25 protein-coding genes are annotated in these 25,886 nt (G+C 65.8%); 14 read left to right on the forward strand and 11 right to left on the reverse strand.

Going from position 1 to position 25,886, the window contains the following annotated elements; translation table 11 throughout:
* Positions 1-201 precede the first annotated feature (201 nt).
* The 3 genes from QSV46_RS13815 to QSV46_RS13825 all read left to right on the forward strand — a co-directional run bounded on the left by QSV46_RS13815 (position 202) and on the right by QSV46_RS13825 (position 2,495).
* Positions 202-645 (forward strand): hypothetical protein, encoded by a 444-nt coding sequence (locus tag QSV46_RS13815; RefSeq protein ID WP_314951679.1) that lies wholly within the window; start codon positions 202-204, stop codon positions 643-645.
* Between the two features lie 100 nt (positions 646-745).
* Positions 746-1,438 carry a response regulator transcription factor gene (locus QSV46_RS13820; RefSeq protein ID WP_314951681.1) on the forward strand — a complete coding sequence of 231 codons (693 nt, stop codon included), beginning with the start codon at positions 746-748 and terminating at the stop codon, positions 1,436-1,438.
* A complete protein-coding gene (locus QSV46_RS13825) occupies positions 1,425-2,495 on the forward strand; it encodes a HAMP domain-containing sensor histidine kinase (RefSeq protein ID WP_314951683.1) in 1,071 nt (356 codons plus the stop codon). Before QSV46_RS13820 ends, QSV46_RS13825 begins: the two co-directional genes overlap by 14 nt.
* On the opposite strand, the gene QSV46_RS13830 is transcribed toward QSV46_RS13825, so the two are convergent.
* A complete protein-coding gene (locus QSV46_RS13830) occupies positions 2,490-2,858 on the reverse strand; it encodes a helix-turn-helix transcriptional regulator (protein ID WP_314951684.1) in 369 nt (122 codons plus the stop codon). The two genes, QSV46_RS13825 and QSV46_RS13830, sit on opposite strands and share 6 nt — an antisense overlap.
* Positions 2,855-3,721: a S1C family serine protease gene (locus QSV46_RS13835; RefSeq protein ID WP_314951688.1), complete on the reverse strand. Its 867-nt coding sequence runs from the start codon at positions 3,719-3,721 to the stop codon at positions 2,855-2,857. The genes QSV46_RS13830 and QSV46_RS13835 overlap by 4 nt, the downstream gene beginning before the upstream one ends.
* Positions 3,722-3,917: 196 nt before the next feature.
* Here QSV46_RS13835 and QSV46_RS13840 point away from each other — a divergent pair, with 196 nt between their 5' ends.
* The 4 genes from QSV46_RS13840 (at position 3,918) to QSV46_RS13855 (ending at position 9,521) form a co-directional block, all read left to right on the forward strand.
* Complete coding sequence (locus tag QSV46_RS13840) at positions 3,918-4,883, forward strand: VOC family protein (protein WP_314951691.1); 966 nt, start codon at positions 3,918-3,920, stop codon at positions 4,881-4,883.
* A 63-nt stretch (positions 4,884-4,946) separates the two neighbouring features.
* On the forward strand, positions 4,947-5,822 hold the full coding sequence (locus QSV46_RS13845) for a dihydrodipicolinate synthase family protein (protein WP_314951694.1): 876 nt from the start codon (positions 4,947-4,949) through the stop codon (positions 5,820-5,822).
* 169 nt (positions 5,823-5,991) lie between these two features.
* Positions 5,992-7,077, forward strand: coding sequence for a S1C family serine protease (locus tag QSV46_RS13850; RefSeq protein ID WP_314951696.1), 1,086 nt, complete (start codon positions 5,992-5,994; stop codon positions 7,075-7,077).
* 122 nt (positions 7,078-7,199) lie between these two features.
* Entirely contained in the window at positions 7,200-9,521 is a 2,322-nt protein-coding gene (locus QSV46_RS13855; RefSeq protein WP_314951699.1) for a xanthine dehydrogenase family protein molybdopterin-binding subunit, read from the forward strand.
* 74 nt (positions 9,522-9,595) lie between these two features.
* Here QSV46_RS13855 and QSV46_RS13860 read toward each other — a convergent pair whose 3' ends face one another.
* From QSV46_RS13860 to QSV46_RS13870, 3 genes are read right to left on the reverse strand one after another with little or no spacing between them, the layout of a single operon-like run.
* Entirely contained in the window at positions 9,596-10,792 is a 1,197-nt protein-coding gene (locus QSV46_RS13860; protein ID WP_314951701.1) for an acyl-CoA dehydrogenase family protein, read from the reverse strand.
* 15 nt (positions 10,793-10,807) lie between these two features.
* Positions 10,808-11,956, reverse strand: a complete 1,149-nt coding sequence (locus QSV46_RS13865) for an acyl-CoA dehydrogenase (protein WP_314951705.1) — start codon at positions 11,954-11,956, stop codon at positions 10,808-10,810.
* A 4-nt stretch (positions 11,957-11,960) separates the two neighbouring features.
* Positions 11,961-12,815 (reverse strand): enoyl-CoA hydratase, encoded by an 855-nt coding sequence (locus tag QSV46_RS13870; protein ID WP_314951707.1) that lies wholly within the window; start codon positions 12,813-12,815, stop codon positions 11,961-11,963.
* Positions 12,816-12,979: 164 nt separating this feature from the next.
* On the opposite strand from QSV46_RS13870, the gene QSV46_RS13875 reads away from it, so the two are divergent.
* From QSV46_RS13875 to QSV46_RS13900, 6 genes are all read left to right on the forward strand, one after another.
* Positions 12,980-13,588, forward strand: coding sequence for a LemA family protein (locus tag QSV46_RS13875; protein WP_314951710.1), 609 nt, complete (start codon positions 12,980-12,982; stop codon positions 13,586-13,588).
* Positions 13,589-13,726: 138 nt separating this feature from the next.
* A complete protein-coding gene (locus tag QSV46_RS13880) occupies positions 13,727-14,650 on the forward strand; it encodes a YgcG family protein (RefSeq protein ID WP_314951711.1) in 924 nt (307 codons plus the stop codon).
* Between the two features lie 5 nt (positions 14,651-14,655).
* Positions 14,656-15,153: a TPM domain-containing protein gene (locus QSV46_RS13885; RefSeq protein WP_314951714.1), complete on the forward strand. Its 498-nt coding sequence runs from the start codon at positions 14,656-14,658 to the stop codon at positions 15,151-15,153.
* Between the two features lie 210 nt (positions 15,154-15,363).
* The gene (locus tag QSV46_RS13890) at positions 15,364-16,344 is read left to right on the forward strand and encodes a hypothetical protein (RefSeq protein WP_314951717.1); all 981 of its coding nucleotides are present in this window, start codon (positions 15,364-15,366) and stop codon (positions 16,342-16,344) included.
* Positions 16,345-16,438: 94 nt separating this feature from the next.
* Positions 16,439-17,983 carry a hypothetical protein gene (locus tag QSV46_RS13895; RefSeq protein WP_314951719.1) on the forward strand — a complete coding sequence of 515 codons (1,545 nt, stop codon included), beginning with the start codon at positions 16,439-16,441 and terminating at the stop codon, positions 17,981-17,983.
* Between the two features lie 28 nt (positions 17,984-18,011).
* Positions 18,012-18,176, forward strand: coding sequence for a hypothetical protein (locus QSV46_RS13900; protein WP_314951720.1), 165 nt, complete (start codon positions 18,012-18,014; stop codon positions 18,174-18,176).
* Between the two features lie 3 nt (positions 18,177-18,179).
* Here QSV46_RS13900 and QSV46_RS13905 read toward each other — a convergent pair whose 3' ends face one another.
* The 3 genes from QSV46_RS13905 to putA all read right to left on the reverse strand — a co-directional run bounded on the left by QSV46_RS13905 (position 18,180) and on the right by putA (position 23,211).
* Positions 18,180-18,827 carry a glutathione S-transferase family protein gene (locus QSV46_RS13905; RefSeq protein WP_314951721.1) on the reverse strand — a complete coding sequence of 216 codons (648 nt, stop codon included), beginning with the start codon at positions 18,825-18,827 and terminating at the stop codon, positions 18,180-18,182.
* A 63-nt stretch (positions 18,828-18,890) separates the two neighbouring features.
* Entirely contained in the window at positions 18,891-20,096 is a 1,206-nt protein-coding gene (locus tag QSV46_RS13910) for a CoA transferase (RefSeq protein ID WP_314951723.1), read from the reverse strand.
* A gap of 115 nt (positions 20,097-20,211) precedes the next feature.
* The gene (putA, locus tag QSV46_RS13915) at positions 20,212-23,211 is read right to left on the reverse strand and encodes a bifunctional proline dehydrogenase/L-glutamate gamma-semialdehyde dehydrogenase PutA (protein WP_314951725.1); all 3,000 of its coding nucleotides are present in this window, start codon (positions 23,209-23,211) and stop codon (positions 20,212-20,214) included.
* Positions 23,212-23,325: 114 nt separating this feature from the next.
* Here putA and QSV46_RS13920 point away from each other — a divergent pair, with 114 nt between their 5' ends.
* Entirely contained in the window at positions 23,326-23,787 is a 462-nt protein-coding gene (locus QSV46_RS13920) for an Lrp/AsnC ligand binding domain-containing protein (RefSeq protein ID WP_314951728.1), read from the forward strand.
* A 172-nt stretch (positions 23,788-23,959) separates the two neighbouring features.
* Here QSV46_RS13920 and QSV46_RS13925 read toward each other — a convergent pair whose 3' ends face one another.
* From QSV46_RS13925 to QSV46_RS13935, 3 genes are all read right to left on the reverse strand, one after another.
* Positions 23,960-24,160, reverse strand: coding sequence for a cold-shock protein (locus QSV46_RS13925; RefSeq protein WP_008134691.1), 201 nt, complete (start codon positions 24,158-24,160; stop codon positions 23,960-23,962).
* Between the two features lie 197 nt (positions 24,161-24,357).
* Entirely contained in the window at positions 24,358-24,666 is a 309-nt protein-coding gene (locus tag QSV46_RS13930) for a cytochrome c (protein ID WP_314951781.1), read from the reverse strand.
* 12 nt (positions 24,667-24,678) lie between these two features.
* Positions 24,679-25,878: a molybdopterin-dependent oxidoreductase gene (locus QSV46_RS13935; RefSeq protein ID WP_314951784.1), complete on the reverse strand. Its 1,200-nt coding sequence runs from the start codon at positions 25,876-25,878 to the stop codon at positions 24,679-24,681.
* Positions 25,879-25,886: the final 8 nt, after the last annotated feature.

Consider the following 25,886-nt stretch of genomic DNA (forward strand, 5'->3'; position numbering starts at 1 on the left):
AATTCAGAATCTTTCCGCGGTGAGACTCTGGATTGCTCCGTTGCAAGGGCTCCTCGCAATGACGCGGAGAGAGCGCGGGCCGCCTCCTAACTTCCCCGTCAGAATCTGGCGCATTTGTAAGTTGAAGAAGGAGGCCCGTTCTCCTCATCTGACCGTCCTCGTGCGGCGCGGTGACCGCCGCACTGCAAGGAGGATGGTTCGATGAACAACAGGCTTCTCAAAGGCCTCACCGCGGCGACGCTCGCAGCGATGATGGCAATGGCTTCACCGGTGCTTGCGCGTGGCGGCGGTGGTGGCGGCCATGGCGGCGGCGGAGGTCATGCCGGCTTTGGCGGCGGTGGACATTTCGGTGGCGGCATGCGCGCGGGTGGCATCAGTGGCATGCATGTCGGCGGAATGGGCGGCGCGCGCTTTGGTGGCGGATCGGGCTTCGGCGGGCCACGCTTCGCACATGCCGCGATAGGACCGCGCTTTGCCGGCGCAAGCTGGCACGGCCGCCACGGCAGCTTCCATCACCATCACTTCCGTCGTTTCGCCGTGTTCGGCGCGCCCTATTACTACGCCGGCTACAACGACGGCTGCTGGCGCAGGAGCTTGACGCCCTATGGGTGGCAATGGGTCAATGTGTGCGGAGACTATTGGTAATCGCATCGCCGTACCGCACCATTGTCGCGATCGCCATCGGGCAGTTCCGCTCAGCCCCGGAACGGGATAGTCTGGTGGCGATCGTCGCGCGGAGTTTTGCATGACCGGAGGTCACCGCCGCATCCTGGTCGTCGAGGACGATCCGGAAACTGCAGGCCAGCTCGTCGAGGAATTGACGATTTCGGGCTACGACGTCGATCTTGCCGTCACGGGGCGCGAAGCCCTCAGCAATGGCGCCTCGCGCGATTATGCCGTGATCACCATCGACCGCATGCTGCCCGACATCGACGGCATCACCGTGATGCGGCAGCTGCGCCACGACGGCATCGCCGCGCCCTTCCTGATCATCTCCGCGCTCGGCGAGGTCGATGACCGCGTGAGGGGCCTGCGCGCCGGCGGCGACGACTATCTCGTCAAGCCGTTCTCCTTCACCGAATTGCTGGCGCGGCTGGAGGCGCTTGGCCGCCGCAGCGAGACCATCGCCAAGGAAACGCTGCTGCGGGTCGGCGACCTCGCCGTCGACCTGATCGCGCGGGCGGCCTCCCGCCGCGGCCGGAAGATTCCGCTGCTGCCGCGGGAATTTCAGCTGCTCGAATATCTCGTCCGCAATGAGGGCCGCGTCGTCTCCCGCGCGATGCTGCTCCAGCACGTCTGGGACCTGCACTTCGATCCCTCCACCAATATCATCGACGTCTATGTCGGGCGGGTCCGCCGCAAGGTCGACGATGCCCAGGCCTATCCGCTGATCCACACCATCCGCGGCATCGGATATTGCCTCCGTGCTCCTGGCTAAGACGCTCCGCTCCTCGACCTTCCGCCTGGCGCTGATCGCGATCGCGGCGTTCGGGCTGATCGTCGCGGCGATCATGGCCTATGTCTATTTCGGCACGATCGCCTACGTGCAGAGCCGGGTCGGTGACGCCGGCGATCACGACGGCTTTACCGCGATGATCGAGCTTGCGATGGTCGCGGTCGCCGTTCTGCTCCTGGTGCTCGCTGGGCTCGCGGCCGTGCTGGTGACGCGGCGCACGGTCGGCCGGATCGAGGAGATCAACGCCACCAGCCGCGCCATCATGCTGTCCGGCCTCGACCGGCGCATCCCCTTGCGCGGCAGCCACGACGAATGGGACCGCGTCGCTGAAAACCTCAACCTGATGCTCGACCGCATCGAGACCTTGATGGGCGAGGTCAAACAGGTCAGCGACAACGTCGCCCATGATTTGCGCACGCCGCTGACGCGGATGCGCGGCCGGCTGGAGAAGGCCTATCACACTCCGCGCAACGGCGAGGCTGATGCGGCACTGATCGGCGACACCATCGCCGATCTCGACGCCGTGCTCGGCATGTTCACCTCCATCACGCGGATCTCGGAGATCGAGAGCCGCGCCCGCCGGAGCGCGTTTCGTGTGCTGAACCTGACTGAAATTGCCGGCGAGGTCGTCGAGCTCTACGACGCCGCGGCCGAGCAGGTCGCGACGCGGCTCAGTCTCGACGGCGACCGCGAGGTCGCCGTGACCGGCGACCGCGACCTGCTGTTCGACGCCATCGCCAATCTCGTCGACAACGCGATCAAGCACGGCCGGCCCGGTGGAAGGGTCACCGTGACCTGCCGCAACGCCGGCAACATTGCGACGATCGCCATCGCTGATGATGGACCGGGCATTGCCGCCGAACAGCATGACCGCGTGTTCAAGCGCTTCTACCGCCTCGAACGGAGCCGCTATACGCCCGGCAACGGCCTGGGCCTGAGCCTGGTCGCAGCGGTGTCGGGGCTTCATGGCGCCGAGATCGCGCTGCGTGACAACGCGCCGGGCCTGACGGTCCAGCTCAGCTTCCCGGTGGCGTCATAGCTCGATCACGCCGCGGCGCGCCGCGTGCGCCACTGCATCGGTGCGGCCGGTGGCGTCGAGCTTGTCGAGCAGCGAGCCGACATGGAATTTCACCGTGTGGACGGAGATGCCGAGCTGGCGCGCGATCATCTTGTTGGAGGCGCCCTCGGCCATCAGCGCAAGCACGTCGAGTTCGCGCTGCGTCAGTGCGATGTCGTCGGGCATGCTCCGCGCATCGCGGGCAATGATCGTCGCAGCGGTGGTCTCGCCGGGCGCGGCGAGGCGAAGCCCGGCGATATTGCCGAGCAAGGCCGCGAGGCGATCGGCGAGGGCGGGATCGTCGATCTCCAGGGCGAGCACGATCTCGGGCGCGTCCTCGCTCACGCCTCCGGCCTCTCGCCGACGGTGACCTTGAAGCTGACCGGCTCGCCGCCGCGGTGCGCAGCGACATCGACCACCGCGCCGACGCTGGCCGGGCCCAGCGTTCGCGACAGCGCCCGCACGCCTGAAAGCTTCTGGTCGTTGACCGCCACGATCACGTCGCCCTGGCGGATGCCGGCCGCAGCCGAAGGACCGGCTTTGTCGACACTCATCACCATCGCGCCGATGCCGTCGTCGAGCCGCACCGGCTGGAGCCCGAGGCCGAGATATCCGCGGGCGATGCGGCCGCGCGCCTCCAACTGCGCCGCGACCCGCTCGATTGTCGCCGCGGGAATCACCAGCACGCGTCGCGGCCCGAGCACGGCCATGCCGAAGGCCTCGCCTGAAGCGTCGAGCGCAAGACCGCCTTGCTGGCTGCCGCGCAGGCGGACGTCGAGCTCGATCCGCGCATCGATGTCGCCGCCGCGCAAGGAGCGCCAACTCTTGCCGGACGCAGATACCATCCCGAGCGCCGCGCTCGGCGTTTCGCGACCGGTGGCGACCACGACCGACAGCGAGCCGAGGGACGGGACCGTGGTCGCCAGCTTGACCGGGGCGAGATCAGTGTCCGCGCGCAACAGCGCGATATCGGTCGTATGGTCGCGGCCGGCGATCGTGGCTGCGATTGTGCTGCCGTCGGAGAGGCCGATCTCGACCTCGCCCTCGTCGGCCAGCGCCTCGTCGGCGGTGACGATCAGGCCCGGCTTCCAGACGAAGCCGGTCGCGCGGGAGCGGTGCGAGCGCACGGAGACGACGGAGGGCGCGGCGCGCGCCACCACATCCGCGAGCGCGGACGACAGTGAGAACAGAGGCGTTGGATCGGTCATGCAAAGCTCCTAACCTGTCGAGGCTCCTGTAAGCTGTCCTCAATCTGGGACGTCGCGGGCGATTGCGAAACTGGCCGGGTGGCCAGGGCAGCGCCAGGGCGGGCCGACGAACATGTGATTGGGAGCCGCTCACGGGAACGTGTAGCAATTCCCAATTAGCGCAAGTGGCCTCACGGACTTCAGCGAGCCTCGACCGATGACCATCAACCTCACCCGCCGCACTTTGCTTCAACTCGCCGGCGCCACGTCGCTCGCGATGGCGGCTGCGGCCGCGGCGCGCGCCGAAGGCAATCCGCAAGGCAGCGGGCCGACCTACGCCAGCCGCACGCCGATGCGGGTCGGCATGGTGACGCTGCGGGTGAAGAATCTCGACAAGGTCGCCGACTACTACCGCGACGTGATCGGCCTCACCGTGATGGAGCGCTCGGCGACTGCCGCGAGGCTCGGCACGGCCGGCATCACCCTGCTGGTGCTGGAAGCCCGTCCCGAGGCCGCGATCGAGCCGCGCACCGCCGCCGGCCTCTACCACACAGCCTTCCTGATGCCGACCCGCAAGGACCTCGCACGCTGGCTGGTCGCCGCAGCCTCGCATCGCGTGCCGCTGTCGGGCTTTGCCGATCATCTCGTCAGCGAATCCGTCTATCTCGACGATCCCGAGGGTAACGGCATCGAGGTCTATGCCGACCGCGATCCCTCGCAATGGCAGTGGAGCGAGGGCAGCGTGAAGATGGCCTCCGACGAGCTCAACATTCCCGACCTGCTGTCGCTGACGAACACCCGCGTTGCCGACTATGCCAAGGCGCCGGAGGGCCTGCGCATCGGCCACATGCATCTGCGCGTCGGCGACCTCGCGCAAGCCGAGAGCTTTTATCGCGGCACGATCGGCCTCGACCCGAGCCGAAGCCGCAACGGTGCCGCGTTTCTGTCATCGGGCCGCTATCACCATCACCTCGGGATGAACGTCTGGCAGAGCCAGGGCGCCGGCCAGCGCGACGATCAGACGACCGGCCTTGTCTGGTTCTCGCTGGTGATGGCGAAGCCGGAACTGCTTGCCGCACAGGAAGAACGCCTGCGCAAGGGCGGCGTCAAGGTCACGGCGCTGGCGGATGGCGTGGAGGCGATCGATCCCTGGGGCACGCGGGTGCGGCTGCTCAAGGTTTGATCGCCGGTGCCGGTATTGGTAAGACCCGTCAGGTGTTAGCCAGCTTTCCGGGGGCACCCTGACATGACCGACTTCCACGGCGTCTTCCCCTATCTCGTCTCGCCCGTCGATGCCGATGGCACGGTGCGCACCAACGTGCTTGCAAAGCTCTGCGACGACCTGATCGGCGCCGGTGTGCACGGACTGACGCCGCTCGGGTCGACCGGCGAGTTCGCCTATCTCAACGCCGCGCAGCGCACGGCAATCGTGCAAACCACGATCGAGGCCGCGAAGGGCCGCGTGCCGGTGGTGGCCGGCGTTGCCTCCACCTCGACGGCGGACGCGGTGGCGCAGGCGAAGGCCTATCAGAAGCTCGGGGCCGGCGGGATTCTGGCGATCCTGGAGGCGTATTTCCCGCTCGCCGATGCCCAGGTCGAATCTTACTTTCGCAGCATCGCGGACGCTGTCGATATTCCCATCGTCATCTACACCAATCCGCAATTCCAGCGCTCCGACCTCTCGCTCGACGTTATCGCGCGCCTCACCGAGCATCCGCGCATCGGCTACATCAAGGATGCCTCGACCAACACCGGCCGGCTGCTCTCCATCATGAACCGCTGCGGCAATGCCTTGCGCGTGTTCTCGGCCTCGGCCCACATCCCGGCCGCGGTGATGCTGATCGGCGGATTCGGCTGGATGGCGGGACCGGCCTGCATCATTCCGCGTCAGAGCGTCGCGCTCTACGATCTCTGCAAGGCCGGCCGCTGGGATGAGGCCATGGCGCTCCAGCGCAAACTGTGGCGCATCAACGAAGCCTTCGCCCGCTTCAACCTCGCCGCCTGCATCAAGGCGGGGCTCGAGATCCAGGGCTACGACGTCGGCGACCCCGTCCCGCCGCAGGCGGCGCTGACGGCCGAGCAGCGCAAGGTCGTGGAAGCCGCGTTGAAGCAAGTGGCATAGCGATTGTTACGCGCAAGAGTTCCCGGCACCTCGTGCCCCGGAGCAAACCGTCGTTAGCTGCCCGATTCGAAACTTCCACGCATTTGCGACGTTGCTGCGTGAGCCGGGTCTTCACCCCGGCATGTGCATTCCAACGTTCGTTTTTCAGCACACGAGACGGTGATCTCCGATGAATCGTCGCTACGCGATTGCTGCAGCGGTCTTTGCCGCCCTGCTGCTCGTTGTTACTGCCGTGAAGGTCCAGTATGTGCCATGGGCAACTCCCTCCGCGCGCGCCGTCGAGCAGCGCGGCCCATTGTCCGAGGCCGAAAGGGGGACCATCGACATTTTCGAGCGCGTGTCGCCCTCGGTCGTTCAGGTCGCGGCAAAATCGGCAGCCACTCCACTGATGGGCGAGGAAAGCCAGGGGGGCGCTTCGGGCACCGGATTCGTTTGGGACCGCGACGGCCACCTCGTGACGAATAATCATGTGGTGGCCAATGGCGGCCAGATCGCGGTGCGCTTTGCGTCGGGAGAGGTGGCCCAGGTCGACCTTGTCGGCACCGCTCCCAATTATGACCTTGCGGTGCTTCGGATCCGCAGCGTGCGCGAGCTTGCCCCGCCGGTGGCTCTCGGCAGTTCGAACGACCTGAAGGTCGGCCAATCCGCCTTTGCGATCGGCAATCCCTTCGGGCTGGATCAATCGATGACGAGCGGCATCATCAGCGCCCTCAAGCGGAGGCTCCCGACCCATGGTGGCAGGGAGATTGCCAACGTCATCCAGACGGATGCGGCGATCAATCCGGGCAATTCAGGCGGGCCGTTGCTGGACTCCGCCGGCCGGCTGATCGGCGTCACGACGGCGATCATATCGCCGTCCGGCTCGAACGCCGGCATCGGTTTCGCGGTCCCCGTCGACGTGGTGAACCGGATTGTCCCCGAGCTCATTCGCAACGGCCGGGTGCCGACGCCCGGCATCGGCATCGTCGCCGCCGGCGAGGATGTCTCGACGCGGCTTGGCGTCGACGGGGTGATCGTGGTCCGGACGGCACCCGGCAGCCCGGCCGAGCGGGCGGGGATTCGCGGTGTCAATATGTCGACCGGAGCGGTCGGAGACATCATCACCGCGGCCGAAGGCAAGCCGGTGCGACGCCTCGCCGACTTGACCGATGCGCTCGAGCAGGCCGGTGCCGGGAAGACCGTTCGCCTCACCGTGAAGCGGGGCTCGGAGTCCCGTGATGTCAATGTGGGCATCATCGACATCGAGCGGACCTGAGCCCGGCAATCTGCGCGGCCGATCGGGCGCAGCAATGCAGATGTGCCGCGGCTCGGTTGTCTCGACTGTAAAATCGGCTAAAACCCTCGCGGTCGTTTTCCGGATTTCGAGGACACAGCGGAATGAACATTCTTCCCGGCAATTTGCGTTTCGGAGCGGGCCAGCCCGTCAAGCGTTTGGAAGACCAGAGGCTGCTCACCGGGAAGGGGCAATTCATCGACGACAAGCCGGACGATGGCGCGCTGTGGTTGCACGTGCTGCGTTCGCCGCACGCCCACGCGAAGATCGTCTCGATCGATACCAGCGCAGCGGCTGAGATGCCGGGCGTCACCGCGATCTACACCGGCGCGGATCTCGTCAAGGACGACATCGGCACCATTCCGACGCTGAGCATCTTCAAGCGCCCCGACGGAAAGCCGATGACGGTGCCGCCCCGCCGCCTGCTCGCGCATGAGGTGGTGCGCTACGCCGGCGAGGCGGTGGCCGCGGTGGTGGCCGCCTCGCGTGCCGATGCGCAGAACGCGGCCGAAGCCATCCTCGTCGAATACGACGTGCAGCCCGCGGTGGTCGATCCTGTCGAAGCCGTCAAGCCCGGCGCGCCCGTGGTGTGGCCGGAGGCGCCCGACAACATCGTCGGCGCGATGGCTTACGGCGACGCCGCCAAGGTGGACGAGGCCTTCGCCAAGGCCGCGCATACGGTCGAGCTCGATATCGTCAGCCAGCGTCTCGTGCCCTCCGCGATGGAGCCGCGCTCGACCATTGCCGAGATCGACAAGACCGGCCGTCTCTTGCTGCATGTGCAGTCGCAGACGCCGGCCTCGACCCGCGACGTGCTGGCGGAAGCCGTGCTGAAGCGTCCGAAGGACAGCGTCCGCGTGCTGGTCGGCGACATCGGCGGCGGCTTTGGCCAGAAGACCAACCTCTATCCCGAGGACGGCATCGTCGCCTATGCCGCGACCAAGCTGAACAGGAAGATCCGCTGGCGCGGCGACCGGACCGACGAATTCGTCGGCGGCACCCATGGCCGCGATCTCAGCTCGACCGCATCCTTCGCGCTCGACGAGAAGGGCAAGGTGCTGGCCTATCGCGTCAAGTCGATCGGCTGCACCGGCGCGTATTCTTCGGGTGCGGCGAACATCATCCCGCTGGTGCTGGGGCCGTTCGTGCAGACCGGCGTCTACGACCTGCCGCTGGTGCATTTCGAGGTGAAGTCGGTGATGACCCACACCGCACCCGTCGGTGCCTATCGCGGCGCGGGCCGCCCCGAAGCGGTGTTCATCGTCGAGCGTCTGTTCGACGCGGCGGCGCGAAAGATCGGCATCGACCCGCGCGCCATCCGCAAGGCCAACTACATCAAGCCGGCGCAGCTGCCCTACACCAACGCCGCGGGCCAGGTCTATGACTCCGGTGCCTTCGCGCACATGCTCGATCGCGCCGTGAAGCTTGCCGACTGGGACGGCTTTGCCGCGCGCAAGAAGGCGGCCAAGAAGAAAGGCCTGCTCTACGGCCGCGGTCTCACCTCCTATATCGAATGGACCGGCGGCCGCGCCCACACCGAGAAGGTCAGCCTGCACGCGACCTCGCAGGGCCGCGTCATCCTGCATTCCGGCACCATGGCGATGGGGCAGGGACTTCAGACCACCTACACCCAGATGATCGCCGACACGCTCGGCATCGCCATGGACAAGATCGACGTGGTCCAGGGCGACACCGATCTCGCCATGGGCTTCGGCAGCGTCGGCTCGCGCTCGCTGTTCGTCGGCGGCACGGCGGTCGCGGTCTCGTCCAACGACTTGATCCAGAAGGCGCGGGAGAAGGCGGCGAACGTGCTCGAGACCTCGGTCGAGGATATCGAGTATCAGGGCGGCATGCTCACCGTGGTCGGCACCGACCGCCGCATCAGCCTGTTCGAGCTCGCGGAGAAGGAAGGCGGCGCAAAGCTCAGCGTCGATTCCGAAGGCGAGGTCGATGGTCCGAGCTGGCCGAACGGCACGCATATCTGCGAGGTCGAGATCGACCCCGAAACCGGCGTCTCCCGCGTCGTGCGCTACACCACCGTGGACGACGTCGGCGTCGCCGTGAACCCGATGCTGGTCACGGGCCAGATCCATGGCGGTGTCGCGCAGGGCATCGGCCAGGCGCTGTACGAGGGTGTGTCGTACGATTCCGACGGCCAGCTCCTCACCGCCAGCTATCAGGACTACTGCATCCCGCGCGCCGACGACGTGCCGCCGATCGTGGTGACGCTGGATGATTCCGCGCCCTGCCGCACCAATCCGCTCGGCGCCAAGGGCTGCGGCGAATCCGGCGCCATCGGCGGCCCGCCCTGCGTCACCAACGGCGTGATGGACGCGCTCGCCGAGCTCGGCATTACCCAGCTGAATACGCCGCTGACGCCGCAGAAGATCTGGAGGGCGATCAGGGACGCGAGGGTGAGCGCCTAACATTCCGCTGTCGTCCCGGATCTGCGCTTGCGCTTGGCCGGGACGACGGCGGAATATGAGGCGCCAATTCGCTCTCAAATCCCCAGCATCATCTTCGCAATGATGTCGCGCTGGATCTCGGAGGTGCCGCCGAAGATCGTGTACGCTCGCCCGTTGAGATATTCCGGCACCACCGTCAGCATCTCCTCCGGCAATGGCGGCTCGTGGTTGAGCCTGTAGAGCGGGCGCATCGGCTCGACGGCGAGGGCATCGTGGCCGATCACGTCGACACCGAGCCGTGTCACGGCCTGGCGGATCTCGCTGTTGCGCAGCTTCAGGATCGACGACACCGCGCCGGGATTCTGCCCGGTCTGCAGCGCCGAGAGCACGCGCAGCTCGGTCATCTCCAGCGCGTCGATGTCGATCTCGACCTCCGAGATGCGCGTCGCGATGTCGGGGCTGTCGATCGCGCGTCCCGTCAGGTCCGACTCCGCCAGCTCCGCGATCGCCTTCAGCCCTTCACGCAGCTTCGCCGACGCAATCCCGGAGCCGCGCTCGAACTCGAGCAGATATTTGCCGTAGGTCCAGCCCTTGCCTTCGTCGCCGACGCGGTTGGCGACGGGCACGCGGACGTCGTCAAAAAACACCTGGTTGACCTCGTGGTCGCCGCCGATCGTCAAGATCGGCCGCGTCGTGATGCCCGGCGTCTTCATGTCGATCAGAATAAAACTGATGCCGTCCTGCTGCCGCGGCCCGTCGCTGGTGCGCACCAGCGCGAACATGCGGTTGGCGTGGTGGGCGTGCGTGGTCCAGATTTTTGTGCCGTTGATGATGTAGTCGTCGCCGTCGCGCACCGCGCGGGTCTTCAGCGAGGACAGGTCCGAGCCCGAGCCCGGCTCGGAATAGCCCTGGCACCAATAATCCTCGCCGGACAGAATCCGCGGCAGATAGAAATTCTTCTGCGCCTCGCTGCCGAAGCCGATGATGACCGGTCCGACCATCTTCACGCCCATCACGTTGACGTTGGGCACGCCGGCGCGTGCGGACTCGGTCTCGAAGATCCAGCGCTGTGCCGGCGTCCAGTCCGGCCCGCCATATTCGACCGGCCAGCCCGGAGCGCCCCAGCCCTGCTTGTGCAGCGCGCGCTGCCAGGCCATGCCGACGTCGGGGTCGGAGAACACCGATGGCGTCAGCGCGGTCGCGTGTTTCATCTCCTTAGTGAGATTCTTGGCGATGAAGCCGCGTACCTCGTCCTGGAAGGCGCGCTCCTCGGCGCTGAACGACAGATCCATGATGCGCTCCTCTTGTCAGGCTGAGACGGTGGTGCGGCCAAGCCGGGCGTGACGGCCATAATGATGTGCGCTGCCACCGAACAGCGTCTCGAAGGCGAGGAGGCGTTTGAAATAGGCGCCGACCTCGAGCTCCTCGGTAACGCCCATGCCGCCGTGAAGCTGGATCGACTGCTCGCCGACGAAGCGCGCGCATTTTCCGATCTTGGCCTTCGCGCCGGAAGCGGCCCGCGCCCGTTCGACCGGCGCGGCGTCGACCTTCAGCGCCGCGCGCAGCGCCATCGAGCGTGACTCGTCGACCTGCATCGCCATGTCGGCGAGGCGATGGCGGATGACCTGGTTGGCGGACAGCGGCCGGCCGAACTGCTTTCGGATCTTGGTGTACTCCAAGGTGGTGTCGAGCAGCGTCTGCATGATGCCGCCGGCTTCGGCACCTAACGCGGCCATCGCGCGATCGACGGCCCATTCGATCGCCGGCAGCGCGTCGCTGCCGTCACCAAGCAGGGCGTCCTCTGGCAGCTCGACGCCGGAAAGCTCGATTTTGCAGGCCCGTCCGCCGCCGAGCCGCTCGTAGTCGCTGACGGCAAGGCTCGGCGTCTTCGCCGGCACCAGGAACAGGCCGATGCGGCCCGAAGGTCCCCGGTGATCGTGGATATGCGCGGAGACGATGATCTCGTCGGCGGCGTGGCCGTCGAGCACGGCGATCTTGCTGCCGGCAAGGCGCCAGCCTTGCGCCGTCTTGTGGGCAGTGGTTGCGACCTTGGCGAGATCGAATCTTGCTGCGCGTTCGGAATGCGCAAGAGCGAGCTTCAGCGATCCATCAGCGACCTTCGCCAGCCGCGCCTGCTTCTGCGCCGTGCTGCCGCACTTCTCGATCAGGGCAGCGCCGAGCACGACCGTTGCGACATACGGCTCGGACACCAGCCCGCGGCCGAACGCTTCCATCAAAATGCCGATCTCGACCGCGCCGCCGCCGAGCCCGTCAAACTCCTCCGGGATCGGCAGCGCCAGCCAGCCAAGCTCGGCGAATTGCTTCCACACCGCAGGGCTGTAGCCGAGTGGATCATTCGCCATCTTGCGGCGATGCTCGGCATCGTAGCTTTCGGCCACGAAGCGTTCCGCGCTTTCGCGCAGCAGCCGTTGCTCGTCACTGAGATTGAGGTCCATGTTGTTACTCCGCGGCCGCCGGCGGCTTGCGAACCGAGGGATGCAGTCCGGATGGATCGACCACCATGCCGAACTCCTGAAGGTTGTGGGCGTGACAGAGCTGATGCAGTGCAAAGGCCTGGTCGATCGCGGCGGGCTGGCCCATCACGTCGACGGAGCGGTTCACCGCCTCCTTGGTCAGCTTCAGCGCGAAGGACGGCTTTGATGCGATCCGGCGTGCCAGCTCCAACACTGACGCCGAGAGCTCCGCGCGCGGCACGACGCGGTTGACCATGCCGAGCTGATGCGCCTCCTGCGCACTCCAGCTGTCGGCGGTGAACAGGAACTCCTTGGCCTTGCGCGGTCCAAGCTCCCAGGGATGCACGAACCATTCGACGCCGCAAACGCCCATGGTGACGACGGGATCGCAGAACTGCGCATCGTCGCTGGCAACGATGAGGTCGCAGGCCCAGGCCAGCATCAACCCGCCGGCGATGCACCTGCCGTGCACCTCGGCAATGGTCGGCTTGGCGAGGTTGCGCCAGCGCCGCGTGATCTGGAGATAGATTTCCTGCTCGCGCGCGAAGCGGCCGTGCGCGTTCGGTTCGGCAAAGCCGCCCCAATTTCCTACCGGCGGAAAATCGACGCCTGCGGCGTTCTTGCCGCCCGGCCGCAGATCGTGGCCGGAAGAGAAGTGCGGGCCGTTGCCGGCGAGGATGATCACCTTGACCGCATCGTCCTGCACCGCTGCGTCGAAGGCGGCGTTGAGGTCGTAGGTCATTTGCAGGTTCTGCGCGTTGCGCGCCTCGGGCCGGTTCATCACGATCCGGGTGATCGCCGGCTCCGGCCTCTCCACGAGGATGGTCTCGAACGACGACATCGCGTTCCCCTCAGCGTTTCCGGTTTGATCTTGTTGTTCCGCAGAGTTGACTATGTCGGCCGGGGATAGGCAAGAGGCTTGCGTCAGCCGGCTGCTTTTCGCGCCTCTGGCGCCGTGCACGCGCCATCTGGTAGTTTGCACCGGATTCCACCGGGAGAAATTCGATGCGCAAGATCCTCACCGTGCTGGCGGCGCTGGCCTCGCTCAGCCTGACCAATTGCGGCTACAACGCGATCCAGAGCGAGGACGAGCAGATCAAGGCCAACTGGTCCGAGGTCGTGAACCAGTACCAGCGCCGGGCCGATCTCGTGCCCAATCTCGTCAACTCGGTGAAGGGTTTTGCGCAACAGGAGAAGGACGTGCTGCTCGGCGTCACCAATGCGCGCGCCAAGGTCGGCAGCATCCAGGCAACGCCGGAGGTGCTGAACGATCCGGCTGCGTTCCAGAAATTCCAGGCCGCCCAGGGCGAGCTCTCCAGCGCGCTCTCGCGGCTTCTTGTGGTCACGGAAAACTATCCGCAGCTCAAGTCTGACGCGCTGTTCAAGGATTTGATGTCCCAGCTCGAAGGCACCGAGAACCGCATCACGGTGGCGCGCAACCGCTACATCAAGGCGGTGCAGGAGTACAACGTCACCATTCGCTCGTTTCCAAGCAATCTCACCGCGATGATGTTCGGCTACAAGGAGAAGCCGAATTTCACGGTCGAGAACGAAAAGGAGATATCGACCGCGCCGAAGGTCGATTTCAATCCCGCGCCAGCGCCGTCGAAGTAAGCGCGCCTCGTCTTGCGAATGCGCCCAGCTCCACACACGACTGTCATTCCCCGCGAAGGCGGGGAATCCAGTACGCGGCGGCTTCTCGATAGAACCACTGCTGTCTCTGGAATACTGGATCGTCCGCCTTCGCGGACGATGACGGTGAGGTTGTTGCGGGCTTGTTCGCCCTTCTCCTCGCGTGTTGCTCTTATCCTTGCACTCCTGTTTGCCTTCTCGTTCGCCGCGTCAGCCGACGTCGCCGTGCCACAGCTCAGCGGCAGCGTCGTCGATGAGACCGGCACGCTCTCCAGCAGCAACATCGCCGCGCTGTCGCAAAAGCTGCGCGATTTCGAGACGCGCAAGGGCAGCCAGATCGCCGTCCTGATCGTGCCGACCACGCAGCCGGAGACGATCGAGCAGTTCTCGATCCGCGTCGCGGAGGCCTGGAAGATCGGCCGCAGGAAGGTCGATGACGGCGCGATCCTCGTCGTCGCCAAGAACGACCGGCATTTGCGCATCGAGGTCGGCTACGGCCTCGAAGGTGCGCTCACCGACGTCACGTCGCGGCGGATCATCGACGAGATCATCACGCCAAAATTCAGAAGTGGAGATTTCGCAGGCGGCATCGCTGATGGCGTCGAGCGCATGATGCGGGTGATCGATGGCGAGCCGCTGCCGGTGCCCTCGCGCAGCGTAAACTTCGCCCATAATCTGGACGACCTCGTGCCGGTCTTTGCCGTGGCGCTGTTTACTTCGATCGGCGTCGGCGGGTTCTTCCGGGCGATCCTGGGGCGGCTCCTCGGATCATTGCTGACCGGGGGCATCATTGCGGCGGTGGCCTGGCTCATCCTCGGCTCCTTCGGACTCGCCGTCGCGCTCGGAGCACTCGGTTTTGTCATCGGCTTCATCGCCGATCTGTTTTCGGCGATGGGACCGGGCACGGGGTCGTCGCGCCGCGGCTCGTGGTCGAGCGGCTCCTCGGGAGGCGGCTGGAGCAGCGGCTCGTCGTCCAGCGACAGCGGCAGCTTCAGCGGCGGCGGCGGCAGTTTCGGCGGCGGCGGCGCCTCGGGGAGCTGGTAGCGGTCATGAGCATCAAGCGCATTGCCAGACATCTGGTACAGCATCACTGGCGGGCAAAGCAGATCTTTCCGCAAGCCGTGCTCGACCGCATCGAGCAGGCGATCAAGCGGGGTGAGACTACCCATTCCGGCCAGGTCCGCTTCGTCGTCGAAGGCGCGCTCGACGGCGGGCCGCTGTTCCGCAACCAGCCGGCCCGCGCGCGCGCGCTCGACGTGTTCTCGCATCTGCGCATCTGGGACACCGCGCACAACAATGGTGTCCTGATCTATCTCCTGCTCGCCGATCGCGACGTCGAGATCATCGCCGACCGGGGCATCCACGCGAAGGTCGGTAGCGAGGGCTGGGAGAGCATCTGCCGCGCGATGGAGGCCGAGTTCAGGCCGGGCCAGTTCGAGCGGGGTGTGATCAGTGGCATCGAGGCGGTGTCGCGCGAGCTGGCGCGCCACTTCCCGCCGCAGGGCCCACGTGCGAACGAGCTGCCGGACGCGCCGGTGGTGATGTGAATCCAGCGTTGGCCGTTGCGCGCCCGTTCATCTTCCCCCGATTACAAATTGTTTCACGCCCGCCACACCGGTTCCACTTTCCCGGCCCAATTCGGCCCCGGATGACTTCCTAAAATTTCGGTAAGCGGGTCCCGAGGTAAGGATTTCGCAAGCAATGAAAGTTACCAAATGGTCAATCCCGATTGGAGTATTTGAGCTGTGAGCGAACCAATGGCTGAGCAGGCTGCCCAGGATAACGGTGCCATCGAAGCGACCGCGCCGCAGGCCGTCGAGGCTGCCGGCATCGAGGCCCCCTCGATCGCCCCCGACCACGAGGCGCCGCCCAAGCCCGATCCGGTGAAGCCCGAACCGGTCAAGGTCGAGCCTCCAAAAATCGAGGCATCGAGGATCGAGATGCCAAAGTTCGAAGCCAAAGCCGAAACCATGGCCGAAACCAAACCTGGCAAGGTCATTGTCATGGCCCCCTCCGACCGGTCCTGGGACCGCGAAGAGTTTGCCCCGCATGCGAAGGCGGACGAGCCGCGCGAGACCGGCGGCAAGCGCCGCCTGTCGGCGATGGCCGCGGTGGTGGCGATTGCCGCCAGTGTCGGCGCGATCAGCGGCGCGCTCGCGACCGCCGGCATGATGCATTTTGCAGCCCCGGCGCCGGCACAAGTCGCCGACACCAGCGCGCTGGAATCCTCGGTGGCTCGGATCGATGCCGATGTCGTCGCGCTGAAGGCGAATGTCGAGCACACCTCCAAGACCGGCCTCGGCCAATTCAACCGGGCGAACGACCGCCTCGACAAGCTCGAGAAGGCGCAGGCCGAGCCGCTGGCCAAAATCGCAAAGCTGTCCGAGACCGTCGACAAGCTCCGCGCCACCCCGCCGGTCGCCCCCGTGCAGGCCGCCACCGCGGCGCCCGCCAGGGAGACCACCGGCTCGATCGCGCCGACCCAGGTCGCGACTGCCGCCGCGGCACCGGCTCCGGTGCCGGCCGCGCCCAAGACCGAGGTCGGCCGTTTGCCGACGATCGAGGGCTGGAGGCTGCGCAACGTCGTCAATGGTGGTGCCCTGATTGAGGGCCGCGACGGCCTCTACGAGGTCTATGCCGGCGACCCCATCCCCGGCGTCGGGCGGGTCGATGCGATCCGCCGCCAGGACGGCCGCTGGGTCGTCGTCACCAGCAAGGGCCTGATCGTCGCGCGCTGAGCGCGACATTGTTCAACTTCCAAAGAGGCGCTTCACCACCTCGTGAAGCGCCTTTTTGCTTGAATAGGCGTCCCCGCGCGGTGTTACCTGAGGCATGAGCCGCGCGGTGCGAATTCTCGTTGCTGTGGTCGTCTTATTCGGCGGCGCCGCTTCGCTTTTCGCAGCGGAGACCGCGCCGCTGACGCGCGGCACGGCGATCACCGATCCCGATCTGCTGCGCAAGCTTGACCAGAACGATACGCTGACGATCTCGCGCCTGCTGTGGCCGGAGCGGAACGCGGATGTTCCGCTGACGACCGACCTGCTGTTCTCGTCGCTGCCGCAGCTCGCGCCGATTCCGCCCGCGGTCGACGCGGAGTTCGACCGCTACGTCATGAGGCAGAAGGCGCTCTATCCGACCGAGACCATCGGCGCCGGCGAAGGCTTTGACGTGCAGCTTTTCGACCGGGCCAATCTGAAATCGCGCGACACACGTTTCGTGCTGGCCGGCATCGTCAACCGCATGGACCGCGCTTACCTGTCGGAAGAGTCCTGCGGCGAGATCAGGCTGATCTATCGGCTCGCGCGTTTCGAGACCGGGCCGGGCGGCGGCAAGACCGCAACGCGCCTGCCGATGACGTTCAATCTGGTGATGAAGGCACGCGATGCGCGGCAGATGGATGCGAGCGGCAAGCCGCTCACTTGCGCCGAGGTCGCGCGGCGCTGGCTCGACCATGGCGACTGGCAGGGGCTGATCGGCGGCAGCTTTCCCGACGACGCCATGCTCGACCGAATCGAGACCAACGTCCAGATCTCGATCGCGCCGAAATCGGCGCTGCACGATTTCCGCTCCGACTATCTGCTCAAGGTGTTCAAGTATGACGCGGTGACGAAACGGTTCGAGGAAGCGGCGTTGGAAAACCAGATCGACCGCGACAGGATCCTCGCGGATGACGCGCTCCGGCGCGACTTCAGGGACTGGCTGCTTGCGCCCGAGAATTTTCGCGAGCTCGATCGCGGCACGGTGCTGATCCCCGAGAAATTCCTGGCCAGAGCCGCATTGGTGCCGACGCCCGCCGGTCTCGATGCTTCGCCGCTGCAGCCGGAGTTCGGCATGATGCAAGGGGAGGGCACCGATAACAGCAAGATCGACCCCGTGTTCACCGAGGACGACGTGGTCGGTGCGCTGAAGCAAGCTGCCGCGCGCGGCGACATGCAGAACATTCGCTCAGTCGCAGGCTTCCAGCGCCGTCTCAACGACGTCACCTGCGCCGGCTGCCATCAGATTCGCGGCATCGGCGGCTTCCATTTCCCGGGCGTCGACTGGCTCGCGGACAAGCCGTCCAATTCCACCATCGTGCCGGCTTCGCCGCATTTCCTCGGTGACCAGCTCCGCCGCCGCGACATCCTGACCGCGTTCGCCGCAGGCAAACGTCCTGATTTCTCACGCGGATTTGCCAGCCGGCCGCAGACCCGCGGCGGCGGCGAGCTGGCCGGCACCGAATATCTGGACGGCTGGGGCGCGCATTGTTCCCTGCAAGCGGCGGGATCGGGAACGCGAGATAAGAGTTTTACGTCATGGACCTGTGCTAAAGGTTTGACCTGTCAGGCTGCTGCCGCCTCGAGCCGCATCGGCATGTGCTTCATCAAGACGCGTTAGGCCGCCTCCAACCCGGTTTGGATGACCCATGACGGATACGAGCGATGCCAACAAGGAGCGCAATCGCGAGATCGCGCGCAATGAGGAAGCCAAACAGGTCACCGGCAGCATCCGCGTCAGCACCTGGGCGGTCGCGGTGGTCGTGATCGTCGGCGGGATTCTGTTCACGCTGGGATGGCTGGCGCTGCGGTAGCCCTCACTTCGCGTAATTCGTCATCCGCTTGCCGGGCAGCAGCTCATAGGCCGATTTCCAGCCGGGCAGCGCGGCCATGCGGCCGAGCCAGGCGTGGATGGCGGGATGGCTCGCCGAGAAATCAAAACCGTGCTCGTCGCTCGGATAGTGCAGATAGGCCATCATCGAGATATCGGCGACCGTCGGCCGCGTGCCGATCGCGAAGGCGTTGTGCTGGAGATGTCCGTCGAGAATACCGAGAAAATCCTCGAGCCGCCGGCGAAAATGCTTCAGCACCTGCGGATCGTTCTTTTCGGTGAAGGCGCGCATGAACCGGTAGGTCGCCATGTAGCCGGTGAGCTTGTGGTTGTCCCAGAACAGCCAGCGCAATAGTTCGAATTTCTCCTCCTCTGTTTCGGCGCCGAAGCGCCCAAATTGTTCGGCAAGCTTGAGCAGAAGAGGCGCAGTCTGCGTCATCTTCACGCCGTCGATCTCGAGCACGGGGATCTCGCCCATCTCGTTCACGGCACGGCGCCACTCCGCCGTGCGCGTGACGCCGCCGCCAAAGTCGGTCCAGACCGGCTCGAACGTCTCGCCGCAAAGCGTCAGCATCAGCGCCAGCTTGTAGCTGTTGCCGGATTCGGGGAAGTAGTGCAGGCGATAGCTGGGCATGGGGACCTCACGATTACTTTGCCAATTGTGATTCCGCGATGACGGGGTTGCAGCGTGCCGTCCCTAACCGACAGCGCCCTTTGACCGCAGCTGCTTGATCGCCGCCTCGTCGTATCCCGCCTTGCGCAAAATCTCGTCACTGTGCTCGCCGACACCGGGCGGCTTGCGCGGCTGCACCTTCTTGGCGCCGTCGATCCAGATCGGGCTGGATATGGTGAGCATGGTATCGTTCTCAAACGGCACCAGCACCTCGTTGTCGAGCATCTGCTTGTCGTTGGGGATGTCGTCCAGAATGCCGACGATGCCGAACACGAGGCCATTGCCGTCGAGGATCTTGCGCCATTCGGCGAGGTCCTTGGTTGCAAAGGTCTCGTCGAAGATCTTGATCAGCTCGACCGAGCGGGCGTGACGGTCGGGCTTGGTGGCGAAGCGTGGATCGGTGATGAGATCTTCGCGCCCCAGGCACTTCGCCAGCGTCGGAAACTGTTTCTCCTCGCTCAGCAGCGACAGGATCAGCCAGCGGCCATCCTTGCATTGGTAGTGATTGGCGACAGCGTTGAGCGCGCGCTCGCGCGGCCGTCGCTCGGCGAACTTGGCGCCGCAGAGCTTGGCCTGCGCCAGCACGCTCGCGGCCCACACGCCGTTTGCCATCAGATTGGAGGCGACGTGCGAGCCCTTGCCGGTCTTCTCCCGCTGGTAGAGCGCGGTGACGATGGCGCCGTAGAACGCCATGGCGCAGGGATGGTCGCCCATGCCGGCCACCGAGCGAGCCGGCGTGGTGTCGGTGTCGGCGCGGACGAGGTCCATCAGGCCGGAGCGTGCCCAATAGGCGTTGCTGTCGAAGCCGGGCTTGTTGGCCTCTTCGCCTTTCTCGCCATAGCCGGTGAAGGAGGCGTAGATCAGCCGGTCGTTGAGATGGGCAAGGTGGTCATAGGTGATGCCGAGCTTGACGCGCACCGGCGGCGGCATGTTGGTGATGAAGACGTCGGCCTCCTCCACCAGTCTGTAGAGCACGGCCTGCGCCTCGGGCTTTGAAAGGTCGAGCGCGATGCTCTTCTTGTTGCGGGCCTCCAGCAGCCAAGCGAAATTGTGCTCACTGGTCGGATAGCCGGGAATGTTGGGCAGATTGCGGTAGGGATCGCCTGCGCCGGGCGGCTCGATCTTGACGACATCGGCGCCGAAATCCGACAGCACGGTCGCGGCCGCAGGCGCTGCGATGAAGCTCGCGCAGTCCAGAACCTTCAGTCCCGCAAAAATGCCCTTGTCCATACCGGCGTTGCTCCCTCGCTCTTGTCGTTTCCCGCGCGCTGGAATTGGCGCGGGCGCCTCGTGGCAGCATTAGACCGATGTTTCGGCGGGATGCAACGGCGCCGGGCGCAGGGCCTCACTCCTCCCCCGCAAGCAGCGCGGCGTTGCCGCCGGCCGCCGCCGTGTTGATCGTCACGGTCTGCTCGGTGGCAAAGCGCGCGAGGTAATGTGGGCCGCCGGCCTTGGGGCCGGTCCCGGACAGCCCGTTGCCGCCGAACGGCTGCACGCCGACCACGGCGCCGATCATGTTGCGGTTGACGTAGATATTGCCGACCTGGACGCGGTCGATGATGGCCTCGATGGTGTCGTCGATGCGGGAATGGATGCCGAGCGTGAGCCCGTAACCGCTGTGCGCGATGGCTTGCAGCACGCGTTCGAGGTTCTCGGCGCGGTAGCGCACGACGTGGAGGATCGGGCCGAACACCTCCTCGGCGAGCTGGCCGGCGTCCCTGAGCTCGAAAATGTGCGGCGCGACGAAGCAGCCCTCCGGAGCAGTGCCTGCGAAGTGCAGCCGCGCCGCGGTCTTCATGCGTGCGATGTGGGCCTCCAGCCGCTGCTTGGCCTCGGCGTCGATCACCGGGCCGACATGGGTTGCGACAGCGCCGGAATCTCCGAGCTCCAACTCGCGCGCCGCGCCCGCGATCATCTCGATCATGCGGTCGGCAACGTCCTCCTGCACGAACAACAGCCGCAGCGCCGAGCAGCGCTGGCCGGCCGAGCGGAACGCCGATGTCACGACGTCGTCGGCGACCTGCTCGGGCAGCGCGGTCGCATCCGCGATCATGGCGTTGATGCCGCCGGTCTCCGCGATCAGCGGCACGATCGGCCCGTCCTTGGCGGCGAGTGTCCGGTTGATTGCGCGCGCGACCTCGGTCGAGCCGGTGAAGACGATTCCGGCGATATCGGCATGCGCGGCCAGCACGGCGCCGATGCGGCCGTCGCCGGTGACGAGATGCAGCGCGCTTGTGGGAATGCCGGCCTCGTGCAGCAGCGCGACTGCCTCCCGCGCGATCCGCGGCGTCTGCTCGGCGGGTTTTGCCACCACGCTGTTGCCGGCCATCAGCGCCGCCGTGACCTGGCCGAGGAAGATCGCCAGCGGAAAATTCCACGGCGAGATCGCGACGAACACGCCGCGGCCGCGCATGGCGAGCGCATTGCTCTCGCCGGTCGGGCCCGGCATGGCGGCATCAACGCCGAACAGCTTGCGGCCCTGGGCGGCATAATAGCGACAGAAGTCGGCGGCCTCGCGCAGCTCCGACAGCGCGTCGTCGAGGGTCTTGCCGCCTTCGGCTTGCAGCAGCGCGATGAAACGGGCGCTGCGGCTCTCCAGCAGATGCGCGGCCTGCTCCAGCGCCGCCGCGCGCAGGACTGCCGGCGTCCGGCTCCAGGCGGCAAATCCCGCGCGTGCGGCAGTCACCGCCGCATTGGCCTGATCCGGCGTTGCGTCGGCGATCGGCTTGAGGTCGGCCGCCTCGGCCTTGACGTCCCTCAACAACTGGCCGAGCGCGGCACGCGCGCCGAATTCGACGCCGCGCGAATTGCGCCGTTCCGGCGCGAACAGATCGCCCGGCAACGGAATTTTTGAATGCGCCGCCGCTTGCGGCCGGACGATGGCATCGGCGGGACGCTGCAACAGCGCCGTGACCGGCACGCGATAATCGGCGGCCTGTGCCACGAACGACGAGTTGGCGCCGTTCTCCAGGAGCCGCCGCACCAGATAGGCGAGCAAATCGCGATGGCTGCCGACCGGGGCATAGGTGCGGTAGGCGATCTCAGGATGATCCTTGGCGAGCTGCTCGTACAGCGCTTCGCCCATGCCATGCAGGCGCTGGAATTCGAAGCCGCCGCTGCCGCCGGCCAATTCCAGCACGGTCGCGACCGTCAGCGCATTGTGGGTGGCGAATTGCGGGAAGATGTGCGGCCGCAAGCCGAGCAGTTTCGAGGCGCAGGCAACATAGTTCAGATCCGTCATCGCCTTGCGCGTGAACACCGGATAGCCGCCCAGCCCGCGCTCCTGCGCGCGCTTGATCTCGGTGTCCCAATAGGCGCCCTTGACCAGCCGCACCATCAGCTTGCGGTCATGCGCCCTCGCAAGCGCGTCGACATAGTCGATCACCGCGCTCGCGCGCTTCTGATAGGCCTGGACCGCCAGCCCAAAGCCGTCCCAGCCGGCAAGCGAGGCATCGGCGAGCGTTGCGGCGATCACGTCGAGCGACAGCTCCAGCCGGTCGGCCTCCTCGGCATCGACGGTGAAATTCAGGTCATGGGCCTTGGCGCGCTGCGCCAGATCGAGCAATTGTGGCACGAGCTCGGTCATCACCCGGTCGCGGCTGATCGCCTCGAAGCGCGGATGTAGCGCCGAAAGTTTGACGGAAATGCCGGGCCGGTCGGGCAGGGGGTGACTGCCGGCGGCCTTGCCGATGGTTTCGATCGCACTGGCATAGGCGTCGAAATAGCGCTTGGCGTCCGCAGCCGTGCGCGCGCCTTCGCCGAGCATGTCAAAGGAATAGCGCGGCTTCTGGCCAGAGCGCGGCCGGCCCCGCTCCAGCGCCTGCTCGATGGTCTCACCCAGCACGAAATGATTGCCCATCAGCCGCATTGCCTGGCGCGTGGCGGTGCGTACCGCCGGCGCACCGAGCCTCTTCACGAGACGGCCGATGGTGCCGTCGGGCGTCTCGCCGGGCTGGATCACCCGCGCCGACAGGCCGAGCGCCCAGGCCGAGGCGTTGACCAGGAAGGCGGTGGACCTGGTCTCGTGATGGATGAAGTCGCCTTCGCCGAGCTTGTCCTCGATGAACTGGTCGGCGGTGCGCGCGTCCGGCACGCGCAGCAGCGCCTCGGCCAGCACCATCAGCGCGAGCCCCTCCTTGGTCGAGAGCGCGAACTCCCGCAGCATGTCCTCGACGCCGCCGAACCGGTCGTCGCGCTTGCGGATCGCCTCGATCAACCGCGTCGCGGTGCGGTCGATCCGCGCCTCCTGCGGCGGGCTGAGATGTGACGCTGGCAACAGACGCGCCGCGATCCCGGCATCATCGGGTGCATAGGGAGCAGTGAAGGGCGGCGGGATGTTCGGCATGGCGTGTCCTGTGGCTGAGATCCAGGATAAAGCCGGTGCTACCGTAGTTCGATAGACAAATTAGCGAGTTTGCCTTAGGAAATGAAGATCATTTGCTATTTGGCCGCACAAGATATGGAACTTGATCGAACCGACCGGAGAATCCTCTCGATTCTGCAGCAGGACGGGCGCATCGCCAATGTCGAGCTCGCCGAGCGTATCGGGCTGTCGCCGACCTCGGTTGGCGAGCGGCTGAAGCGGTTGCAGCGCGAGGGCTTCGTCGAGGGCTATGGTGCGCGGCTCAATCCGCACCGGCTCGGCCTCGGCCTTCTGGTGTTCGTCGAGGTGCTGCTCGACAAGACCACGCCCGACAATTTCGAGCGCTTTGCGCGGGCGGTGAAACTCGCGCCCGAGGTGCTGGAGTGTCACATGGTTGCCGGCGGTTTCGACTATCTTGTGAAGGCGCGGCTTGCGGACATGACCGCCTATCGACGCTTCCTCGGCGAGACCCTGCTGTCGATGCCGGGCGTGCGCGAGACGCGGACCTATGCGGTGATGGAGGAGATCAAGCGCGACGCACCGTTGCCGGTGGAGTAATGAAGTGCCGTCGCGATTGTCGTTGCTGTGGCGTTGAACGGGCGGTCTTCGCGGAAAAATAACTCTCCGTGTGCAATCGCAACGCCCGTCGTCGAATGCACTGGCCGTCTTCTGAAATTTTCTTGGCCCGACTCCCGGAGAGATCCGGAAGGCAGCTAAAACGCTGGCGGGCTTATACTTTGAGGTTCTCTGCGGAGGTCTTGCCCCGGTTTGCGATCTCTTCGTATTCCACCGTCTGTCCTTCGTTGAGCGAGGACAGGCCGGCTTTCTGCACTGCCGAGATATGCACGAACACATCCTTGCCGCCCGACGCAGGCTGGATAAATCCATAACCCTTCGTCGGGTTGAACCACTTGACCGTACCTTTAGCCATCACGTCTTCTCCGCGGGTCTTCCTCCGAGATCTCGAACCGCCAGTCCCCGCCAACCGGCCGGTTCGGTCCTAACAGGATACGCGGAATGTGGCCGGCTTGGTAGATCAAACCACATCGGCATTTCGCCGAATTCCGCTCAACTTCGCGGCGTTTTTACCGGTTTTGCCCGTTTCGCGGTCAATTGGTCCGCACGCCGTCAATACGTCGCGGCGAGATAGTCGACGATCTTGCCGATGTCGGCATCGTCGATCGGCGCGCCATAGACCTTGATCATCTTGGTCACCTCGGCCTGCCAGAAACCTTTCTTGTCTTTCATCGGCGGCTGCGTAGCGATGTAGTCGGACGAATGGCAGGCGGTGCAATTGCCCTGCACCACCTCGAGATTCGGGCCGGGCTTGAACGCCGCGACCTCATCGGGGGCCTTGTAGTTGACCGGCGCGGCGAGTGCCGAACCCGCTACAGCGGCGAGGACGAGCGAGAAGGCGACGACAGCGGTGCGTTGCATGATCATTCTCCCTCAGGCCACGCTGACGCGGACGGTTTCGACGACGTTGCGCAGATAACCCGCCGGGTTCCAGCGCGGCGTATCCGGCTGCGTCTCGCCGCCATTGCCGGTGGCCCGGACCTTCAGCTCGGCCTGGCCCGCCGCGAGTTTCACCGGCAGCATCCATTCGCGGAACGAGTACTTGCCGAGATCCTTGCCGAGCTTGGCGCTAATCCAGGTCTTGCCGCCGTCGGTGGAGACCTGGACATCCTTGATGCCCTTGCCGCCGTCGAAGGCGATGCCGCGCAGCGTCGTGCGGCCCGCCTTCAGCTTCGCGCCGTCGGGGACGCTGGTGATGAAGGAGCGGATGGTGAAGCGGTTGATCGGGATCGTCGCCTTCGGCGCGGTGCCGGGCTCGATTGCATTGTTCGGCGTGTCGGGAATGCGATAGGCCGACTTCATCCAGAAGCCGTCGAACACAGTGTCGATCACGGTGATCTCGTTGAGGTGCTTGACCCAGTAGGTGCCGTAATAGCCCGGCACGACCAGGCGCAGCGGAAAGCCGTTGAGGAACGGCAAATCCTCGCCGTTCATGCCGTAGGCCAGCATCACCTCGCCGTCGGTGGCGTGGTCGATGTCGAGCGCCTTGACGAAGTCGGGCGTCTTGTCGCTGACCGGGCCATCCATGCCGTTGAAGGTGACTTGCTTCGCGCCGCTCTGCACGCCGGCCATCTCCAGCACGGCCTTCAGCGGCACGCCGCGCCAGCGCGCGTTGCCCATGGCGCCGTTGGCGAGCTGGCCGCCGGCCACGCGCGGCTCGACGAGGCCGCGGCTGTTGCCGGAGCACTGGTTGACGGCGACGAGCTCGGTCGCCTTCATCTTCTTGATGTCCTTGAGCGACAGCTTCAGCGGCTTGTCGACCTTGCCCTTGACCTCGAGCGTGAACTTGTCGGGGTCGAGATTGTAGGGCAGGTCGGAGAGGTGATAACGCACGAAGAACGCATTATTCGGCGTGATCGCGCCGTCGTTGAACACCGCGAACGGCGTCTCGAGCTGCGGCGGCCGGCTCGTGAGGCCGATCATCGGCCGCTTCTGGGGGTACTTCACCAGCGGCCGCTCGCCATTGGCGAAGGGCAGGGTGACAGTGTCGAGCGCCAGCGCCTTGGTGGAATTCAGTGCCGCCGCCATGGCGGCAAGACCCGCTCCTTTGAGCAGGTCGCGTCGATCGAACATCTGGTCTC

The sequence above is a fragment of the Bradyrhizobium cosmicum genome (assembly GCF_032290525.1).
Classification (GTDB): domain Bacteria; phylum Pseudomonadota; class Alphaproteobacteria; order Rhizobiales; family Xanthobacteraceae; genus Bradyrhizobium; species Bradyrhizobium cosmicum_A.

Coding starts and splice junctions, on each gene's coding strand:
- QSV46_RS13815 (WP_314951679.1), top strand. CDS start 202: ATGAACAACAGGCTTCTCAAAGGCCTCACCGCGGCGACGCTCGCAGCG.
- QSV46_RS13820 (WP_314951681.1), top strand. CDS start 746: ATGACCGGAGGTCACCGCCGCATCCTGGTCGTCGAGGACGATCCGGAA.
- QSV46_RS13835 (WP_314951688.1), bottom strand. CDS start 3,721: ATGACCGATCCAACGCCTCTGTTCTCACTGTCGTCCGCGCTCGCGGAT.
- QSV46_RS13840 (WP_314951691.1), top strand. CDS start 3,918: ATGACCATCAACCTCACCCGCCGCACTTTGCTTCAACTCGCCGGCGCC.
- QSV46_RS13845 (WP_314951694.1), top strand. CDS start 4,947: ATGACCGACTTCCACGGCGTCTTCCCCTATCTCGTCTCGCCCGTCGAT.
- QSV46_RS13850 (WP_314951696.1), top strand. CDS start 5,992: ATGAATCGTCGCTACGCGATTGCTGCAGCGGTCTTTGCCGCCCTGCTG.
- QSV46_RS13855 (WP_314951699.1), top strand. CDS start 7,200: ATGAACATTCTTCCCGGCAATTTGCGTTTCGGAGCGGGCCAGCCCGTC.
- QSV46_RS13860 (WP_314951701.1), bottom strand. CDS start 10,792: ATGGATCTGTCGTTCAGCGCCGAGGAGCGCGCCTTCCAGGACGAGGTA.
- QSV46_RS13865 (WP_314951705.1), bottom strand. CDS start 11,956: ATGGACCTCAATCTCAGTGACGAGCAACGGCTGCTGCGCGAAAGCGCG.
- QSV46_RS13870 (WP_314951707.1), bottom strand. CDS start 12,815: ATGTCGTCGTTCGAGACCATCCTCGTGGAGAGGCCGGAGCCGGCGATC.
- QSV46_RS13875 (WP_314951710.1), top strand. CDS start 12,980: ATGCGCAAGATCCTCACCGTGCTGGCGGCGCTGGCCTCGCTCAGCCTG.
- QSV46_RS13880 (WP_314951711.1), top strand. CDS start 13,727: ATGACGGTGAGGTTGTTGCGGGCTTGTTCGCCCTTCTCCTCGCGTGTT.
- QSV46_RS13885 (WP_314951714.1), top strand. CDS start 14,656: ATGAGCATCAAGCGCATTGCCAGACATCTGGTACAGCATCACTGGCGG.
- QSV46_RS13890 (WP_314951717.1), top strand. CDS start 15,364: ATGGCTGAGCAGGCTGCCCAGGATAACGGTGCCATCGAAGCGACCGCG.
- QSV46_RS13895 (WP_314951719.1), top strand. CDS start 16,439: ATGAGCCGCGCGGTGCGAATTCTCGTTGCTGTGGTCGTCTTATTCGGC.
- QSV46_RS13900 (WP_314951720.1), top strand. CDS start 18,012: ATGACGGATACGAGCGATGCCAACAAGGAGCGCAATCGCGAGATCGCG.
- QSV46_RS13905 (WP_314951721.1), bottom strand. CDS start 18,827: ATGCCCAGCTATCGCCTGCACTACTTCCCCGAATCCGGCAACAGCTAC.
- QSV46_RS13910 (WP_314951723.1), bottom strand. CDS start 20,096: ATGGACAAGGGCATTTTTGCGGGACTGAAGGTTCTGGACTGCGCGAGC.
- putA (WP_314951725.1), bottom strand. CDS start 23,211: ATGCCGAACATCCCGCCGCCCTTCACTGCTCCCTATGCACCCGATGAT.
- QSV46_RS13920 (WP_314951728.1), top strand. CDS start 23,326: ATGGAACTTGATCGAACCGACCGGAGAATCCTCTCGATTCTGCAGCAG.
- QSV46_RS13925 (WP_008134691.1), bottom strand. CDS start 24,160: ATGGCTAAAGGTACGGTCAAGTGGTTCAACCCGACGAAGGGTTATGGA.
- QSV46_RS13930 (WP_314951781.1), bottom strand. CDS start 24,666: ATGCAACGCACCGCTGTCGTCGCCTTCTCGCTCGTCCTCGCCGCTGTA.
- QSV46_RS13935 (WP_314951784.1), bottom strand. CDS start 25,878: ATGTTCGATCGACGCGACCTGCTCAAAGGAGCGGGTCTTGCCGCCATG.